The 18,170-nt window shown below is 71.2% G+C and carries 14 protein-coding genes and 1 tRNA gene; 5 read left to right on the forward strand and 10 right to left on the reverse strand.

The features are described 5' to 3' along the window. Positions 1–5: 5 nt before the first annotated feature. The 5 genes from ACS5PM_RS00340 to ACS5PM_RS00360 all read left to right on the forward strand — a co-directional run bounded on the left by ACS5PM_RS00340 (position 6) and on the right by ACS5PM_RS00360 (position 6,093). Positions 6–797: a head GIN domain-containing protein gene (locus tag ACS5PM_RS00340; protein WP_439384246.1), complete on the forward strand. Its 792-nt coding sequence runs from the start codon at positions 6–8 to the stop codon at positions 795–797. Between the two features lie 52 nt (positions 798–849). Further along, the gene (locus ACS5PM_RS00345) at positions 850–1,674 is read left to right on the forward strand and encodes an HDOD domain-containing protein (protein ID WP_439384248.1); all 825 of its coding nucleotides are present in this window, start codon (positions 850–852) and stop codon (positions 1,672–1,674) included. A gap of 113 nt (positions 1,675–1,787) precedes the next feature. Further along, positions 1,788–2,639, forward strand: a complete 852-nt coding sequence (locus tag ACS5PM_RS00350) for an endonuclease/exonuclease/phosphatase family protein (protein ID WP_439384250.1) — start codon at positions 1,788–1,790, stop codon at positions 2,637–2,639. 129 nt (positions 2,640–2,768) lie between these two features. After that, the gene (locus ACS5PM_RS00355; protein ID WP_439384252.1) at positions 2,769–3,863 is read left to right on the forward strand and encodes a glycosyltransferase family 4 protein; all 1,095 of its coding nucleotides are present in this window, start codon (positions 2,769–2,771) and stop codon (positions 3,861–3,863) included. Further along, positions 3,856–6,093, forward strand: coding sequence for an amylo-alpha-1,6-glucosidase (locus ACS5PM_RS00360; protein WP_439384254.1), 2,238 nt, complete (start codon positions 3,856–3,858; stop codon positions 6,091–6,093). The genes ACS5PM_RS00355 and ACS5PM_RS00360 overlap by 8 nt, the downstream gene beginning before the upstream one ends. A 4-nt stretch (positions 6,094–6,097) precedes the next feature. Here the strand turns inward: ACS5PM_RS00360 and ACS5PM_RS00365 are convergent, their stop codons facing one another. From ACS5PM_RS00365 to lgt, 10 genes are all read right to left on the reverse strand, one after another. Next, the gene (locus ACS5PM_RS00365) at positions 6,098–6,661 is read right to left on the reverse strand and encodes a DNA-3-methyladenine glycosylase (protein ID WP_439384256.1); all 564 of its coding nucleotides are present in this window, start codon (positions 6,659–6,661) and stop codon (positions 6,098–6,100) included. A gap of 20 nt (positions 6,662–6,681) precedes the next feature. Continuing rightward, positions 6,682–9,213, reverse strand: coding sequence for a hypothetical protein (locus tag ACS5PM_RS00370; protein WP_439384258.1), 2,532 nt, complete (start codon positions 9,211–9,213; stop codon positions 6,682–6,684). Then, the gene (locus tag ACS5PM_RS00375) at positions 9,210–10,058 is read right to left on the reverse strand and encodes a PP2C family protein-serine/threonine phosphatase (RefSeq protein WP_439384260.1); all 849 of its coding nucleotides are present in this window, start codon (positions 10,056–10,058) and stop codon (positions 9,210–9,212) included. Before ACS5PM_RS00375 ends, ACS5PM_RS00370 begins: the two co-directional genes overlap by 4 nt. 10 nt (positions 10,059–10,068) lie before the next feature. Beyond that, the gene (locus ACS5PM_RS00380) at positions 10,069–11,517 is read right to left on the reverse strand and encodes an FHA domain-containing protein (RefSeq protein ID WP_439384263.1); all 1,449 of its coding nucleotides are present in this window, start codon (positions 11,515–11,517) and stop codon (positions 10,069–10,071) included. Positions 11,518–11,549: 32 nt separating this feature from the next. Further along, the gene (locus ACS5PM_RS00385; protein WP_439384265.1) at positions 11,550–11,873 is read right to left on the reverse strand and encodes a hypothetical protein; all 324 of its coding nucleotides are present in this window, start codon (positions 11,871–11,873) and stop codon (positions 11,550–11,552) included. Continuing rightward, positions 11,870–14,473 carry a penicillin-binding protein 2 gene (locus ACS5PM_RS00390; protein WP_439384267.1) on the reverse strand — a complete coding sequence of 868 codons (2,604 nt, stop codon included), beginning with the start codon at positions 14,471–14,473 and terminating at the stop codon, positions 11,870–11,872. The genes ACS5PM_RS00385 and ACS5PM_RS00390 overlap by 4 nt, the downstream gene beginning before the upstream one ends. After that, positions 14,466–16,223 carry an FtsW/RodA/SpoVE family cell cycle protein gene (locus ACS5PM_RS00395; RefSeq protein WP_439384269.1) on the reverse strand — a complete coding sequence of 586 codons (1,758 nt, stop codon included), beginning with the start codon at positions 16,221–16,223 and terminating at the stop codon, positions 14,466–14,468. The genes ACS5PM_RS00390 and ACS5PM_RS00395 overlap by 8 nt, the downstream gene beginning before the upstream one ends. A gap of 245 nt (positions 16,224–16,468) precedes the next feature. Beyond that, positions 16,469–16,543: transfer RNA gene (locus tag ACS5PM_RS00400), tRNA-Val, on the reverse strand. Between the two features lie 47 nt (positions 16,544–16,590). Then, complete coding sequence (dnaQ, locus tag ACS5PM_RS00405; protein WP_439384271.1) at positions 16,591–17,295, reverse strand: DNA polymerase III subunit epsilon; 705 nt, start codon at positions 17,293–17,295, stop codon at positions 16,591–16,593. Next, positions 17,292–18,122, reverse strand: coding sequence for a prolipoprotein diacylglyceryl transferase (lgt, locus tag ACS5PM_RS00410; RefSeq protein WP_439384274.1), 831 nt, complete (start codon positions 18,120–18,122; stop codon positions 17,292–17,294). Before lgt ends, dnaQ begins: the two co-directional genes overlap by 4 nt. Positions 18,123–18,170: the final 48 nt, after the last annotated feature.

Below are 18,170 nucleotides of genomic sequence, written 5' to 3' on the forward strand. Positions count from 1 at the left end.
GCCACATGACCACCCCCCGCCACGCTAGCCCCCTGTCGCTGATGATCGCGCCGCTGGTGTCGGTGCTGGCCACCCTGGCCATCCTCGCCGCCCCGCAGGCGGCGCAGGCGACGACGATCGACATCCAGACCGGCCTGTTCAGCTCGCGCGTCGTCGGCTCGGGCAAGATCATCGAGGACAAGCGCACGGTCCCGGCCTTCAGCAAGCTGCGTCTGGACAGCGCCATCACCGTCAATGCACGCCCGGCTGCGGCGCCTGGCGTCACCATCAAGGCCGACGACAACATCGCCCCGCTGGTCATGACGAACGTGGAAGGCGACACCCTGGTCGTGAAGATCAAGCCCAACACCGGCATCCGCACCGAAAGCCAGCTGGTCGTGACCGTCGATTTCACCCGGCTGACGCAGGCCGACCTGCGCGGCAGCGGCGATCTCAACGTCAGCGCGCTCAAGGGCGAGCAGTTCGAACTGTCGCTCGCCGGCTCCGGCGACGTGCGGCTGGACAACGCCGAGCTCGGCAAGCTCTCCGCGCGGCTGGCCGGCTCGGGCGACATCTGGGTCAAGGGCAAGTGCGACGACGCCGGCTACAACCTCGCCGGCTCCGGTGACGTCCACGCCGCCGACATGAACGCCAAGCGGGTCAACGTCGACATCGCCGGCTCCGGGGACGTGCGGGTCCACGCCACCGAGGCGCTAGCGGTGCAGATCGCCGGCTCGGGCGACGTGGCCTACAGCGGCAACCCGCCCAAGGTGACGAGCCGCGTCGTCGGCTCCGGCGACCTGCGCTCGGTGAGATAGTTGGCACGCCCGGCGGTTGTGAGGCCCGTGCATTCGGGACATCATCGCCGCCATGACCACCCGCCCAGACCCCAGCCTGCGACAGCTCGACATCGAGCTGCCGGCCAGCCCCGCCGCCACGCTCAAGCTCACAGAGCTTCTCGCTGACGAAGACACCTCCGTCCCCGAGGTGGCGGATGTGATCGAGGGCGACCTGGCGCTGGCTTCGGCCGTCGTGCGCACCGTCAACTCGGCGATGTTCGGCATCCTCCGCCGGGTCGAGACGGTGGCCGAAGCGGTGCTCTACCTCGGCATGCGAGAGGTCGCCGCCATCACCCTCGAACTCGGCCTGCGCACGAGCTTCCCCACTTCGCCGGCCATGAACCGAATCTGGGACGCAGCGCGGCTGCGCGGGCTGCTGATGGGCCGCAGTGCCGTCTCGCTCGGCCTCCACGCCTGGCGCGCTCAGTCGGCCGGTCTCTTCGCCGAAAGCGGCCAGGCCGTGCTGTGCCTGCATTCACCCCAGGACTATCCGGCCCTGCTGGCCCGACATGCCGGGGACGCCGATCGCAGCGCCCTCCTGGCCGCGGAGACGGCCGCCTTTGGCGTCAGCCACGACGTCCTGGGGGCCTCGCTCTGCCGCGCCTGGGGCCTGGCGGGCGAAGTGGCCGATTTCATCCGCGAGCGGCCACAGCCGCCCGCACGCTGGGCGCAGCGGTCGCAGGAGCTGCGCTCCATGCTCGCGCTGGGCGCCGTGGCCGATGCCCTGATCGCCGGCGGCGATGCCCAGGAGATCGCCACGCAAGTGGCTCCAGCCGCGGGCCTGGAGGGCGTCGCCCTGGCCCGCGCAGCCAGCCAGCACTGGCACCGCATACAGGACGCGAGCAGCGAGGCCTGAGCAAAGCCACACGGCCGCGCAGGAAGCATCCCCCCGGCTGGGGACGGTCAACTTGCTGCCCCGATGGCAAAGTGCACCAAAGGCCGGCGCCATCCGCGTCGCGCCGACCGGGCATGACATTGCGGCTGTCGACCTACAACTGCGAGAACCTGTTCAGCCGAGCCACCCAGCCTTCGGCTGGCGCGCCGGGGTTGCGTCCGCGCCGCCGCCGGCTGGACCCGCGACGTTCGCAGGCCAAGGCCCGAGTGCTGCGGGCCGTCGATGCCGATGTGCAGTGCCTGCTGGAGGTCGAGGACCACAGCGCGCTGGCGGCCTTCAACGGCCTGCTGCTGCACGGGCGATTTCCCTACCACCTGCTGCTCGAGGGCAATGACCGCCGGGCGATGCACCTGGGCGTCCTGAGCAAGCTGCCGCTCGGGCGCCTGAGAAGCCACTGCTTCGACCGCGATGACGAGGGGCCGGTGTTCGGCCGTGATTGCCTCGAACTCGAACTCGAGTTGCCGGGCGGCCCAAGCCTTCATCTTCTGCTGAACCACTTCGACTCGCCGGGCGACGATGCGCGGCTTCGCCGCCAGGCCCGGGCCGTCAGCCGCATCCTCGGCGCTCACTACGACCTGTCGCGCGACCTGGTCGCCGTGCTTGGCGACCTGAACGATTCGCCTCAGCGCGCGCCGCAGAGCCTCGCACCCCTGCTGCGACTGCCCGGCCTGAACGACGTGCTGGCACTGCAGTTCCCGATCCCCGACGACCGGTGGACCGCCCATCGGCGACGCAACGAGCAGCTCGACTACATCCTGGTCTCGGACGCGCTGAAAGCACGCTTCCTGCGCGCGGGCGCCGAGCGCCGCGGAATGCCGGACCTCGCCCACCACTCCATCGCCCAGGAGCGGCCCTTCGCCGGCCTGGGCGCGGGTGTGCGCGAGGCCTCGGGCCGCGCGGCCGTGTGGGCCGACTTCGACCTGTAGGCGCCCCGTTACCGGGAACGTGGCTTGCTGGCCTATGGGGGTCCACGGGCCGGCAAAGTCTTGCCGACGACAGCCCGGCGCCATGCCCGGGTCCGAGCCCGGCCCCATCCGTGTTCCAGGAGTCGGCCCATGACCACCACTGCCTTGGCGCCGGGCAGACGCGCGCTACGCATCGCCCAGGTCGCCCCGTTGTTCGAAAGCGTGCCGCCGAAGTTCTACGGCGGCACCGAGCGGGTTGTTTCCTACCTGACCGAAGCGCTGGTCCGGTTGGGGCATCAAGTCACGCTGTTCGCGAGCGGAGATTCCATCACCAGCGCGCGCCTTTGCTCATGCTGGCCGCGCGCCCTGCGACTGGATGGGCGAAGCCTGGAACACGAAGTGCCGCACATGCTGCACATGGAGCACGTGTTCCGGCATGCAGCCGAGTTCGACGTCATCCATTTCCATACCGATCACCTGCACTTTCCACTGGCCCGCCGCAGCCACGTCCCGCAAGTGACCACCTTGCACGGCCGACTCGACCTGCCCGAGCTGGTCCCTCTGATGCGCGAATTCCGGGAGATGCCGCTGGTTTCGATCTCCGACGCCCAGCGCCGGCCGCTGGCATGGGCCCACTGGCAGGCCACTGTCCACCACGGTCTTCCCGCCTCCCTTCTGCAGATGCGGGCCGAACCCGGTCGCTACCTCGCCTTCCTCGGCCGCATCTCGCCCGAGAAGCGCTGCGACCGGGCGATCGAGATCGCGCGTCGGCTGGGCATGCCGCTGAAGATCGCCGCCAAGGTGGATCCGGCCGACCAGGCCTACTACGAAAACAGCATCCAACCGCTGATGGACGACCCTCTGGTGGAGTTCATCGGCGAAATCAGCGAGGACAGGAAGGCCGAGTTCCTGGGCCACGCGATCGCCCTGCTCTTTCCCATCGAATGGCCGGAGCCCTTCGGCCTGGTGATGATCGAGGCCATGGCGTGCGGCACACCGGTGGTGGCCTTCCGCCACGGATCGGTGCCCGAGATCATCGACCCCGGTGTCACCGGCTTCATCGTGGACAGCGTCGACGAGGCCGTGCACGCCACCCGCCAGGCCGCCGGGCTGGATCGCCGCGCCTGCCGCAGGCGCTTCGACGAGCGCTTCACCGCCGATCAGATGGCGCTCAACTACCTGGCCGTCTACCAACGCCTGATCCATCGCGCGGCCGAGCCGCTGAAGGAGGTCTCGAATGGCTGAAGCCCCTGCAGACGCGCACCCGACCGAACGCCCGCACGACGACTACCACATCAGTTCGCCGTCGACGCGGCTGGACCTGCGCACCCGGGTGCTCAAGCATGCCGACAGCTTCGTGGTGCTGGACCGGCTGGGCAACGCCGAGCAGAAGGGTCCGACCGAGTACGGCCTGTTCCACCAGGACACGCGCTTTCTGTCGCGGCTCGATCTGCGCATCAGCACGCGCGGCCATCCCGCCCGGCCCTTGATGCTGCTGAGCTCGGCCGTGCAGGACGACAACGCGATGATGTTCGTCCACCTGACCAACCCGGCGCTCGAGAAGGAAGGCGCCGAGCCGCTGCAGCAGGGCATGCTGCACCTGCTGCGAACCCAGGTGCTGTGGCGCGGCGCGCTGTGCGACCGGCTGCGCATCCACAACTATGGAGGCGAGCCGGTGCACTTCACGCTGCACGTCGCGTTCGGTGCGGATTTCGCCGACATCTTCGAAGCCCGCGGCATGAAGCGCGAGCGGCGCGGCGAGTTGTTGCAGCCGGTGGTCGAACCCCAGGCCGTGGTGCTGGGCTACACCGGCCTGGACGGCCGCCGTCGCCGCACCCGCATCGTGTTCGACACCCTGCCGCAGTCGCTTTCGGCCAGCGAGGCGACCTTCGCTCTGGACCTGCCGCCCCACGACGCATGCTGCCTGCGCTGGACCGTCGGCTGCACGGCAGACGAAGCGGCCGAGGCACCGGCGGCCGCCGTCGATCCGTCGTCGCCGCAGCCTCCCCCCTGGTACGAGGTCGCGATCGAGGCCCGGCGCGCCGAGATCCAGCAGGCGCGGGGCGCGGAACCGGTGCTCAGCACCTCGAACACCCAGTTCGACGAGTGGCTCAACCGCTCGCTCGCCGACCTGCACATGCTCGCCACCGACACCCCGCGAGGCCGCTATCCCTATGCGGGCGTGCCCTGGTTCAGCACGCCTTTCGGCCGCGACGGCATCATCACCGCCCTGCAGTGCCTCTGGCTGGCGCCCGAGATGGCCCGCGGGGTGCTGTGCTACCTCGCCTCGATGCAGGCCGACACCGAGAACGACGCGCAGGATGCGCAGCCCGGCAAGATCCTGCACGAGACACGCGGCGGCGAGATGGCCGCCATCGGGGAGGTGCCCTTCGGCCGCTACTACGGCTCCATCGATTCGACGCCCTTGTTCCTGATGCTGGGGGGCGCCTACCTGCAGCGCAGCGCCGACATCGAGCAGATCCGCGCCTTGTGGCCCCACTTCGAGCGGGCGCTGGAGTGGATAGACCGCTACGGCGACTGCGACGGCGACGGCTTTGTCGAATACGCGCGCCAGACCGATCGAGGCCTGGCCAACCAGGGCTGGAAGGACTCGCACGACGCTGTCTTCCATACCGATGGCTCCATGGCCCAGGCACCTATCGCCCTGTGCGAGGTGCAAGGCTATGTCTTCGCCGCCCGGCGCGCCGCGGCCACCATGGCTCGCGCCCTCGGCCTGCACGACCGGGCCCGGGCGCTGGACGACCAGGCCGAGGCCCTGCGCCAGAGGTTCGAGGACACCTTCTGGTGCGAGGACCTGGGCGTGTATGCACTGGCGCTGGACGGCCACAAGCAACCTTGCCGCGTGCCCAGCTCGAACGCCGGCCAGGTGCTCTTCACCGGCATCGCCAGCCCCGACCGGGCCCGGCGCGTGGGTGAGGCGCTGATGTCGGAGACCGGATTCTCCGGCTGGGGAGTCCGGACCATCGGGTCGACCGCCTCGCGCTACAACCCGATGTCGTATCACAACGGCTCGGTCTGGCCTCACGACAACTCGCTCGTCGCGGCCGGCCTGGCCCGCTATGGCATGCGCGGACACGCCGCACGCATCCTGGGCGGCTTGTTCGACGCCTCGCTGCACTTCGACCTGCACCGCCTGCCGGAACTGTTCTGCGGCTTCGTTCGCCATCCTGGCGAGAGCCCCACGCTGTACCCGCAGGCCTGCTCTCCGCAGGCCTGGGCCGCCGCCGCGCCGCTGTTGTGCATCCAGGCCTGCCTGGGACTGGAGGTCGATGGCCTGGAAGGCCGCGTCCGCCTGGTCAACCCGGTGATGCCGGCCTTCCTCGACCAGTTGCGCATCCGCGGCATCCGGCTGCCCAAGGGCCGGATGGACATCGCGGTCACGCGCCACGAGGCCGACGTCGGCGTGAGGCTGATGCGGCGCGAGGGCGAAGCGGAACTCGTCGTGCAGATGTAGCGCTTCAGCTGAACGGCCGGCTCACGTAGCGCGAGCCGGCCAGGCCGAAACGCCAGGGGCGGTCCGCCGCCTTCGTGATGCCGATGCGCAGCCCGCTGACCACCTTCAACCGACCCTCGGCCGGCTGCAGCGTGAAAGGCGCCCGATCCAGCGGCGCGCCATCCAGTTCACGGGTTATGCCCAGTGCCTGGGCGAGCCGGCCAGGCCCGGAGCACAGCAGCAGTGGATCCTGCAGCCCGCGGCGCTCGCGCATCGCATCGAGCCCGGCTGTGGGCTCTATCGCGCGGATCAGCACCCCTGCACCGTGGCCGGTCTCGCGGCAGACGAAGTTCAGGCACCAGTGGATGCCGTAGGAGCGGTAGACGTAGGCATGCCCGGGCGGGCCGAACATCGACAGCGTGCGCGGCCTCGGTCCGCCGTGGCTGTGCGAGGCGGGATCGTCGCTGTCGTAGGCCTCGGTCTCGACGATGCGGCCGCCGACGCCATCGACCAGCACCGTGACGCCGATGAGGGCCCGGGCGACCTGCAGTGACGGAGCTTCGAAGTCGACCTGGGCGATGCGAGCCATGCGGCCGAGCTTAGCCGCGCTCAGCGCCAGCCGGCATTGCCGGATTGCCAGTACGGCGGCCAGGCGCACAGGGGCGACCGATTCGCCAGCCCGGCCGATGCGGCACGGTTGAGGACGGCCTCCGCCGCGGCTCTCAAGGGCTCGCCATAGCGGGTGTAGGCATTGATCGCCGCGCGGCACTGCGTCTCCGGTTGCGGCGCCAGCGCCATGGCCACGAACCAGGCGTTGCGCGCATCGCGCTCGCGCCCCACCAGCGCGCTGGCGATGGCAAGAGTCGCCCAGTCGTCGGCACGGGGGGCCTGCCAACGCGGGTCTCGCCGGACGAGCGCATGCAGGGCCAGCTGGCGCGCGGTGTCGGCCTGGGGTGGGCGGTCCTTGAGCTGCAGCAAGGCGAACTGCCCGGCCACCTGGGCGTCCAGCGGATTGGCGCCGAAGGCCCTTTGCTGCAGGCCCAGGGCCTCACGCACCTGGCCGCGGCGCCAGTAGGCGATCGCCGCGCCCTCGGCCAGTCGGCGGGCCTCGGCGGCGTCGGCCGTCAGGTCGAGCTCGCCGTCTTCGCGGCCGACCCCCAGCGCATTGACCGCGATGCGAATCTCGTCGTCCCTCTGCGCACCGTCGGCCTGCGCCGCGACGACCAGCACATGGGCCACCAGCGGCTCGGCCCGGCGCGCGGCGCGCGGCAGCCAGTTGGCGAGCAACTCATTGGCACGGGCGGCAAGATCCGCAGGCAGCGGTGGGGCGGCCGGCGGCGGCGGTGGCGCCACCACGGCAGGCCCGACCGTGACGGGCGTCGTGGCGGGTGGGGTGGCCGTGGGCAAGGCCACGGCGGGGGACGCGGGCATCGCAGGGCCTGTCGCCGCGACCGCCGAGGGCGGTGACGGTCCCCGCATCGTGAGCCAGGCCAACACCCGCTGCCGCTCGCTTTGCGACGTACCAGGCACCGTGGCGGGCCGAGGCGATGGCGTCGCCACGCGCGTCGCGGGCCGGCGTGCGGTGGCGGCTGCGCCCTTGTCCGCACCAGCCGGCGCGGCCGCAGCGGCGACCACCACGGGCGGCCGCTTCGACGGAGCCGGTGTCTGCCTCTTGCTGCGCACGGGCGGCGCCGGGTCGGCCACTCCGGATTCGGCCGTCACCGGCGGTCTCGGTGCCGGTCTCGGTGCCGGTGCCTGCGCTGGTCCAGGGGCCGGTGCCAGGACGACGGTTGCCGGGCTCGGCAGGGCAACCGACGCAGGCTGCTCGGCGGGCTCGGCGGCGACGACCGCTTCCTCCACCGCCGAGGCGGCCGGGGCTGCGGGCGCTGGCGCTGCGTGCACAGGCGACGAGGCCGGCGGCGGACTTGCCGCCACGGCCGCTGACTCGATCTTTCGCTCGGTGCTCGACCAGGGGGCCTGCCAGGCCCACCAGCCGGCCGCCACCACAGAGGCCGCAGCCAGGGCACCCACGCCGGCCACCAACCGTGGCGCGACACGGCGGCGGGGCCGGTCGCGCCGTGGCGCCAGCAGCAGGCGGTCCTCGACCGCCGGCGCGCGGCGCAACAGGTCTTCGCTGATCGGTGCAGCGATCCGCGTGACCGGCGTGGCCAGATCGTCGCCGCTGCGGCGGGCGCGGGCGGCCAGTTGCCAGCCTCGCTCGAGGGAAGCGGCCATGTCGGGCTCGCCCAGCACCCGGCTGGCAACCGCGATCAGTTCGTCGTGCGGGCGGACCAGGCCGGCCTCGGTGTCATGCGCCTCGAGCAGTCGGCGAACCAGCGCGCGAGCCTCGCCCAGACGTTCGGCGGTCCAGCAGGCTTGGGGCGTGCCTTCCGGATCGGGCAGCAGTCGGCGCAGCATCGCCGCCAGGCTGTACAGGTCGCAGCGCCAGTCCAGCCTTTGCGTCGGGCCCAGGTCGCCGGCGGCGCCGGCCTCCAGGGCATGCAGCAGGCGGGGCGACTGGTACTCGTAGTCCGGCTGCCGGGCGATCGGCAGGGCGCGGGTCAGGCGCTCGCCCTCCACCAGCGAGAAGGCGAAGTCGATCAGGGCCATCTGCTCGAATCGCGGCCACAGCACGGCCCCGGCGTCATCGGGATCGAAATCGACCGGGCCCAGGGGTATGCAGACGTTGTCGGCCTTGAGGTCCAGGTGCACCAGGTGCAGGCCGTGGATCGCGTCCAGCGCGACCAGGCAATGCCTGGCCAGGGCCCACCAGTGCGCGGCGTCCTCGAACACGTGGCGGTGCTCCACGCCGTCGCGCCGCACGGGCAGCAGCGTGGTCCAGTGGTCCACGGTCACGCCGGCGTCGTAGGTCTGCACCAGCGCCGGCCGGTCGGCCGCGCCGCGATCGAACTGCACCACGTCCGGCACCGGCGCGATGCCGTGCCCGACGAGGCGGGCCAGGATGCGCCATTCGCGCTCCGTCCAGTGGCGGAAATCCCCGGCCGTCGTGGCCAGGAAGCGCTTGGTGTAGCGGCGGCGCTCGCCAGGCGCCGTCTCTTCGCGGAACACCTCGACGTGGTCGCCCGTGACCATGCGCAGCCGGCTGCGGCCGAACACGCGGTCGATGTCGCCCGGCGTCATGACGCGCCTCCCGCCCACCAGCGACTTCGCTGCAAGACCAGCACCGTCGCATCGTCGACGCTGCCTCTCTGCCGGGCCTGGTCGATCACATCCTCGCAGCGGCGCGCCAGCGACACCGGCTGGCGCAGAAGGCGCGCCCAGTCGTCCGTCTCCAGATGCTTGTGCACGCCGTCGCTGCACAGCACCAGCAGATCACCCCGCGCCAGCGCATGCACGGCCACGTTGGCGCCGGCGATGGCGCCGTTGCCGACCATGCGCGCGGGATCGTCCGCGCCGCTGCCGTCGGGCGGCTGCTCGCCGAGGTGGCCGAAGGTGTCGTCGCGGGTCAGCGCCTCGATATCCTGGCCGTCGCCGGCAGGCAGCCTGTAGGCGCGGCAGTCACCCACCCAGGCGACCAGCCAGGTCCGGCCGAAACGATCCGCGGGCGCGCACAGGGCCACGGTGGCCGCACCCGGGGCCTCGGTGACCTGGGCGATGCGCTGGGCGATCGCGCGATCCGCATCCAGCATGGCCGCGCGCACCCTCGCGGCATCGACGGCGTGGCCGTCGAGCGTCTGGTGGAGGTGGCGGACCAGGTGGCGGCTGGCGAGCTGCGCCATCGCACCGCCGCCCACGCCATCGGCGACGACGAAGAGGCACCTGGGGCTGGGCAACGGGCTGTGGCTGTCCTCATTCGCAGCGTGCTGCGGGCCGCAAGACGACGCGGCGGCCGCGTCGATGCGGCGCAGCAGGCTGCGCTGCGTGGCCTGTTGCCCGACCACCGGCGCAGGAGGCTGCGGCACCGCGGCGCGGCGCGGCTCTATCGGCGTGGCGAGGCTGGCGGCCGGCAGGCCGTGGCGGTCCATGATCCCGCCCTCAGCCCTGCCCGGCGCGGGCCAGCACGAGCGTGCACGCCGGGCCTTCATCGAGCGAAGCGCCGAGGACCATGACCTGCCCTTGCCGCCAACGCAGGCGACTGCCGGCCCCATGGTGGACGCCGTCCAGCCACACGCCGTTGTCGCCGTGGACCCGGACCTCGGCGCCCGCCTCGTCGATGGCGGTGATGTCCAGGTGGTGGCCGGAGACGGCGTCATGACCTCTATCGACCACCAGCGCCTGGTTGCGCGAGCGACCCACGCTCAGCGGCAAGCGGGCCGGCGAAAGCGACATCGTCTGCTCGCCGGCACCCAGACGGGCGCGCAGCTCCCAGCCGGCAGCCGTTCCATCCAGAGGAGGCGAGATTGCGGTGAGCGGCGTCCTCGGAGCGTTCGCCGCCAGCCCGGGCGCGACCGGCGTGCCGGGCGCCGAGGGCCGAGGCTGCACTCTGAGGGCGAGCCAGGGGTAGTCGGATGCAGGCCCATCGGCTCGCGCCGAGAGAACGATGCGTGCCCCGTCGGGCAATGCCACCGGCTGGTGGGGGCCCGGCACGGCGCTGTCGGGCCTGGCCCCGCTGCCGCGCGCGGCAGCAGGCGGCGGCTCGACCCGCACGCCATTGGTCGAGCCCGCATCGCCGATCCACCAGCGCCCGCGCTCCAGCCACAGCTCGGCATGGCGGCGGCTGGCGTAGTTGCCATGCACGCGGATGTCGCACCCCTCGCCGGTGCCGACGAGGTAGCGGCGGCCGGCCACCACCGAAGGCAGCACGACCTGACGCCGGCCCTCGCCATCCTCGAGGTCGAACTCCACCCGTTGCCCGGCCATCGGCGTGGACGGCGTGTTGCCGAGCGGTCCCGCCGGGGCGTTCAGGCGGGACGCGGCGTCCTGCTCGGTCCAGCGGCCGACGATCTCGACGAGGTAGGGCTTGGTGGCCGGCGGGGGCGCGACCCGCAGGGCCTCGAGCAGATCGTCGTACTCACCCTTTTCGGCGGCAGCGTCGCGCGTGTCGGCATCTTCGAGACCCGAGAACTGCGACAGGTCCATGGCCGCCGCATTGGGCAGTGCGCCTATCACCTCGCGCGCCAGGTAGCGCTTGACCTGCTCGGGCTTGAACTCCCTCAGGAAGCCGGCCAGCCGCTGGCGCGCCCCGTCGTCCTGGCAGCGCACGGCGATCCCGGTCAGCAGGAAGCGATCGCGATCCGCAATGGCCAGGTGCAGGCGGACGTGGCTGGCCACGAAGTGCTCCAGCTCGTCCCTCACCGCAGCGATCAGGGAGCCGTAGGCGCCGAGGTGTTCTATGCCGGGCAATGACACCACCTCTCGGTCGCCCGTTCGCGCAGGCGAGCGCGGCGCGGGCTCGGCGCCCGCGTCGGACGATGGCAGATCGGCGCGGCCGGCCAGCCCACCGATCTGATGCACACGGCCGAGAACCCAGGACTTGATCGACATGATGCGGCTCGCTGGAAAGGAAGGGACGTTGGTCAGGGGCGCCAGGCGACGACCAGCGTCGCCAGGGGACCAGGCTGGGGCAGATGCCTCACGCGCGGCAGAGCAGGCAGGCCGTAGCGCCCCAGGCGGTCGAGAAAATCGCCCCAGGCAGGTTGCAGCCGGTCGCCCGCCTGCATGCGGCGCTGCAGCGTCGGCAGCGACAGTTCGATCAGCAAGGCGATGCGGGAAACGCCGCCGACCATCACCATGGCTCGGCGCAGCGTGTCCTCGAGATCGGCCAGGCAACGCTCGAAGGGGCCGTCGAAGGTCCACACGAGCGGCTCGGGGAGGCGGGCGGTGTCGTCGGATTTGCTCATGGTGTGGTGGTGGCCGGGATGAGTCCTCGCTGCCGGCCGACGATCTGCAGGGCGATCTCCGCTGAAGGGTTGGGACCGTGGTCGCCGACACCGTGCACCTGGCCGCTGCGGCGGATCCAGTTGCGCTCGGTCAGCACGGCGATGGCCTTGGTCCAGCGCGGGCTGGAAGCGTCGGTGCGGTAGGTGGCGACGTACCACTTGTAGGGCCGCAGGGAACTGCAGGACGGCAGATGCTGGCCCGGCCGTGCCACCGCGGCGGGTCCGCCCGCGCACTGGCGCGCGATCTCGTCCAGCGAGAACCCGTCGTTGGGGAAGCTGGGCGTCCCGGTCTTGCCGGCCAGCCAGTCGATGCCTTTGCAGCGGGCCGCGTCGAAGACCTGCTCGCAGGCGCTTCGAGCGGTCCCGGCGCGGTGGCTGAACGACAGGCCGGAAAGGATCACCTCGGCCGCGTCCTGGCTCAGGCGCATCGGCTCGGCAGAGGGGTGGCTCCAGCGGGCCAGTGCACGCTGCAGGGGCGTGCCCGCGCGGGCTCCGGCGTCGGTCAAGGCGTCGACCAGGTGCGGCCGAGGCACGCTGGCCTGGCCATTGGCCGCCGCCGCGAGCGTAGCCATCATGCCGGCGATGCCCAGTGCACTCGCCCGTGCGTGGCCCTGGCCCCAGCCCTCGGCGACCACGTCGACCATGGCGCCACCGCGGCACTTTTCCCAGTCGTCATCCGACAGTCGCCGGCCATCGGCACCGAGGGCGCAGCGTGACACGAGCGCCGGGCGCAGCGTCGTGGGCGGCATCAGGTGCATCGAGGTGGCCGCCTTGCCCGTCTGGGGCTCTGCCAGCAGTCGGCCGTAGGCGATGGGCAGCGACAGTGCGGTGACCGGCTGAGGCTCGTTGCCGGCGTCGGGCCTGGCGGTCAACGAGCGGCCGAAGAGCAGGTCGCGCTTGCCGCAGTCGCCGCTGGCACCGGCGCAGCCCTCGTTCCAGCCGAATTCGCTCGCCATCGTCTGAACGGCCCACGGCCGGTCGCAATGGTCGAAGCGCTTGTCCTGGCAGAACATGCGGTCGAGGAAGCGGGCCGAATCCGAGCGCATCAGCTGGCCTCGCAGGCTCTCTCGCGCGGGCTCGGCGGCGGCGTTGCGGGACATGCCCGAGCGTTCGCCGGCCAGCCAGCGGGTCCCCACCTCGGGGTCGGACAGGAATGCCGCTGCCATGATCGGCTTGACGGTAGAGGCCGGCATCGCGTCGTGAAAGACCGCAGGATTCAGCAGCGCGTCCGGCCGGTACTGCACCGGGTAGGGCAGGCGGCGGTCGCAATCCGCCTCGCGGCCGGGACCGTCGACCTCCTGGCGCGCGCACGGCGACATCGCGCCGGCGAGGGCCTCGATGCGACCGGTCGCGACGTCGATCACCGCCACTGCCGCCATGCGCACCATCGCGCCCTCGAGCAGTTGATGGCCGATCGGCTCGCCGTGGTCTTCGGCGCGCGTCATGGCCAGCGACTGGCAGACCTCGCGCCGGCCGGTGTAGCAGGCCGCCGTCTTCTGGGCCAGCGCCTGCAGGCCGGGATCGATGGTGAGTTGCACCGAGCCGCCGACTTCGACCGGCGTGCCGTCGAGCGGGACGCGGCGGACGCCGCCAGCATCGGCTGCCAGGCGGTACAAGGTGCCGCCGGGCTGCCGCAAGCTGTCCAGCGGCTGCAGCAGCGCCGACAGCGAGGGCGGCACCATCCAGCGGCTGTCTTCGGGCGCGTCTGCGGGCCCGGGTTCACCGGGCAGGGGCGAGACGCCCGCGTCGCCCGCCAGCACCGGGCTGCCGCACAGCCGGCGCTGGGCACTGCGCTCGCCGGCCACGTAGTGCGTCGGCGCGAGGCTGCTGCCGTGTCCCACGTAAACGCAGCCGGCCACCCCGTTCCACGGATTTCGCCGGGACATCTGGTGCGCCTGGATCTCGACCAGTTGGTCCGGGCGCCAGCGAGCGACGGTGGAGGCCCCTTCCGTGCCCCGCCAGGCGAGGTTGTCGAGCATGCGGGCGTTGTCTCGCAGGAGGATCGCCAGGGCGGTGACCAGGTCCGCGCAACCCATGCGGAAGCTCTGGTTCTGAGTCTCCGGAAGCTCGATGGGGCGTGCCAGGGTCCTGTTGGCCGCGGCAAACCAGCGCGCCGCATCGAAGCCGACCGGGCCGGCCACCCGCGAATTGGCACGGGTGCTGAAGCGCAGCAGCGCCGCGTCGAAGGCGGCCAGCGAACTGGCGACACGCTCGGCCGGCGCCGGCCCGGCCGCGGCCGCAGGACCAGCAATCAGTGGCAGCCAATCGCCCGCTCGCCAGGAGCTGCCTGCCCAGTCGTGCCTGCAGGACGGCAGGCCGGCCAGGATCGCCTCCCCGCCGGGCAGCGCGGGGGCCACGGCGGGGCGCTCGACCACCGCCTCCTCGAAGGTCTTCAGCGCGGCGATCAGGCGCACGCTGCGGTAGCGGTCGGGTGCCTCCCCTGCGCTACTCGCCGGCCTCACCACCGCCACCAGCAGCACCAGGCCCAGCATCACCGGCAGGATCGCCAGGCTGGCCGCGATGGCGAAGCGCAGGAGGGAGATGTCGCGCCGCTCAGCCATGGCTGCCCCGCGGCGGCACGTCGACGTTGATGCACAAGGCCAGGAAGGCGAGGTTCACCACCAGCGAGGTCATCCCGAAGCTGACGAACGGGAAGGTGACGCCCGTCAGCGGCAACACCGCGAGGTTGCCGGCCACCGTGACGGCGAGCTGGCAGAAGGTGAGCGCCACCCACGCGACGCCCATCCAGCTCAGCAGCGCCTGGTCGTCATGCACCATCCGGCCCGGCCCGGCCGCGACGTAGCCCGGCTCGCCGCGCGTGACGCGGCCGTGATGGCGGATCAGCCGGTGCAGCCAGAGCGCACAGGCGAGCGAAGCGGCCCAGGCGGCTGCCGGGCCGAAGACGCCGTGGATGGCCGTGAAGGTGTAGTCGCTGTGGATCTGCGCGGGCACCCCGCTGCAGGAGCCGACCGGCGCATAGCCGCACCACGGCACGTTGCCCAGGCCGAAGCCGGCGGCGGGGGTGGCGCGCTGGAACCAGGCCACCAGCGCCGACTGGTCGTTCACCGAGGCATAGGGCGACGACAGGCTCTCCAACCGGGTCGCCGTGACACTGTCCACCGTGCCGACCGCGAACAGTGCCGCGGTGACGCCGACGATCCACAGGGCGAAGAGCAACACCGCCAGCAGCATCGCCCAGGCCCGCTGGCCGGCGCGCAAATGCCACCACAAGGCCACGGAGGCAGCGACGAAGGCCCCGGAGGCATAGCCGGCGATCAGCAAGGGCCCCATGTCGCGCGTGATCACCATGACGGCCACCAGCACGCCTGCGACGAACAGCAGCGGCCCCAGGTATCGCCAGAACGACCCGCCTGCCGTACCCGATCGAGCCAGGCGCTCGGCCAGCGGCGCGGCACGAAGAAAGAAGAACCAGGCCGCACCGACGATGAGCCACACGCGGCCCAGTTCCGACGTCAGCTGCCGCATGCTTGACAGCGCCATGCCGAAGGCCAGCACGCCGGCAAGCGCCACGAGGATGAGGCCCGCGAGGGCGGCGGGCCGCCCCAGCCCCGCGCTCACGCCGCGCGCCGCCTCGCCCAGCAGGGACAACGCAAAGCCCAGCGCCCGCGAGATCGGCTGGCGCAAGAACAGCACCACCGAGAACACCAGCATGCCCAGCCAGAGGTGCCCCTGGTGGTACAGCGCCAGGTAGCGATTGCCAGGGTGACCGTTGGCCGACAGATCCAGCAACAGCAACCCGCCCAATCCCGTGGCCAGCACCAGACCGGGATAACCCAGCCGTGAGCTCATGGCTTGAGCCGGACGCGGCCGCGCCCGGACGCCAGAGCCGGCCAAAGCCACGATCCCTGCAAGCGCCGCGGCGCCGAGCAGCCACCAGACGAATGGCGCCGGCGGATCAGACCAGGCTGGCCCGACCCTCGCGGGCTCGAAGGCGTGCGCACCCGCCAACGGCCATGGCACGCGCCCCAGCCAGGCCGCGAATGCCCAGAGGCCCAGCGCCAGCGCCACGCCAGCGGTTTTCGGCCAGGGACGGCGACTGACCAGAAGCAGGAGGTAGCCCAATCCCATCGCACCCGCCCACTGCCAGGCCGCCGTGCGGTAGAGGAATCGCGTAGCCAGATTCTTGCGATCCGCCAGCGCGGCGGCCGCGGGCTCGGCCGTCGGCGAAACGACCGCGAAACGCTGGTCTCGCCCCTCGGCCAATCCGGCCATCCGGTCGAAGGCCGGCCACCAGCACGCGATGGCCAGCAGCACGCCGAGCACTTCCATCCATGCGGCCGAGCGACGCACGAACCACCCTGCCCTGCGGCGGGGCGCGATGAGGCCTGCGCTGGCTTGCATGTCCAAAGGGCGGGAGCCGGCAGGGCAGCCGGGCGAGATTCGGGGGACCGCCTCCTAACGCGCGGCCCGCGCTCCGGTCGACAGGAAGTGCACCAACAAACGCGATCTGTTTCGTTTGCTCACCGAACGCCGCCGAGCCAGCAAAAACGCCAACGGCACCCGAAGGTGCCGTTGGCGTGCTGCTCTGTGCTGCTTGGTGGGCGGTGCAGGGTTCGAACCTGCGACCCCTGCCGTGTGAAGGCAGTGCTCTACCGCTGAGCTAACCGCCCGGAATTCGGTTTCTGGTGTTCAGATGCGAACCCGGGAAAGCCTTGGATTATGCCATAAGTTTGCGCCACTGCGTCTTGCCGCCGCTGGCCTTGTCCAGTTCGGCCAGCAAGGCCTCGTGGGCCAGGAGTTCATCGCCGGTCGCCACGATGATCGGCAGATCGAACGCCGACAGGTCGATCTGCTCGACTTGGATCATCTGGCCCGGGGTCTCGTGGGTGTCGATGACCAGCGAATCCTGGCCACGCGTCAGGCGGATGTAGACCTCGGCCAGGAGCCCCGCATCCAGCAGGGCACCGTGCAAAGTGCGGTTGGAGTTGTCCACCTCCAGCCGCTTGCACAAGGCGTCCAGCGAATTGCTCTTGCCAGGGAACATGTCGCGCGCCAAGGCCAGCGTGTCGCTGATGCCACCCACGCACTCGGCGAAGGGCGGTCGGCCCAGGCGCCTCAGCTCCGCATTGAGAAAGCCGACGTCGAAGGCCGCGTTGTGGATCACGATCTCGGCGCCGGACAGGAACTCCATCAGCTCCTCGGCCACGGCGGCGAAGACCGGCTTGTCGGCGAGGAACTCGTCGGTCAGCCCGTGCACGCGCACTGCGTCTTCGCTGTTCTTGCGCTCGGGGTTGAGATAGAAGTGCTTGTTGTTGCCGGTCAGCCGCCGCCCCACCATCTCGATGCAGCCGATCTCGATGACGCGGTCGCCGCTTTCAGGCGACAGGCCGGTGGTTTCGGTGTCGAGGAAGATCTGCCTCATGCGATCGCCTTCTGGCCGGCCGCCGGCTGGCGCGCACCCCAGGCCCAAAGCGCCATCCCGAACAGGATCATCGGCAGGCACAGCCACTGGCCCATGCTCATGTTGAAGGCCAGCAGGCCCAGGAAGCTGTCGGGCTCACGGAAGTACTCGGCGATGAAGCGGAAGACGCCGTAGCCCGCCAGGAACGCGCCGGAGACCTGCCCCGTGCCGCGGGGCTTCTTCGCGTAGATCCACAGCAGGATGAACAGCAGCACGCCCTCGAGCAGGAACTGGTAGATCTGGGAAGGGTGGCGGGGAATGTCCAGGCCGGATTGCGGGAAGACCATCGCCCAGGGCAGGCTCGGGTCGGCCGCACGCCCCCACAGTTCGCCGTTGATGAAGTTGCCCACGCGCCCGCTGGCCAGCCCCAGGGGCACGCAAGGAGCAATGAGGTCGGTGACCTGCCAGAACGGGCGCTGACGCCACCTGGCGAACAGCGCCATAGCCACCACCACGCCCAGCAGCCCGCCATGGAAGGACATCCCGCCCTTCCACACCGCCACCACCTCGAACAGATGGCTGGCGTAGTAGCCCGGCTTGTAGAAAAGGACGTAGCCCAGCCGCCCACCGAGCACCACCCCGACCACGCCGTAGAACAGCAGGTCCTCCACGTCGCGGCGGGTCCAGCCGCCGCTGGCGAACCAGGGCAACTTCACGCGGCGTGCGGCGAGAAACAGGAACAGTCCGAAGGCGACGAGATACGTGAGGCCGTACCAGTGGATCTGCAGCGGCAGGCCGATGCGCGTGAGATCCAGCGCAACCGGGTTGAATTGGGGGTGCGTGAGCATGGGGCGGCATGATAAGGCGCAGGCCGGTCGGCCTCCGGGCGCCCGGCG

The sequence above is a fragment of the Ideonella flava genome (assembly GCF_051857595.1).
Taxonomy (GTDB): Bacteria; Pseudomonadota; Gammaproteobacteria; order Burkholderiales; family Burkholderiaceae_C; genus Ideonella.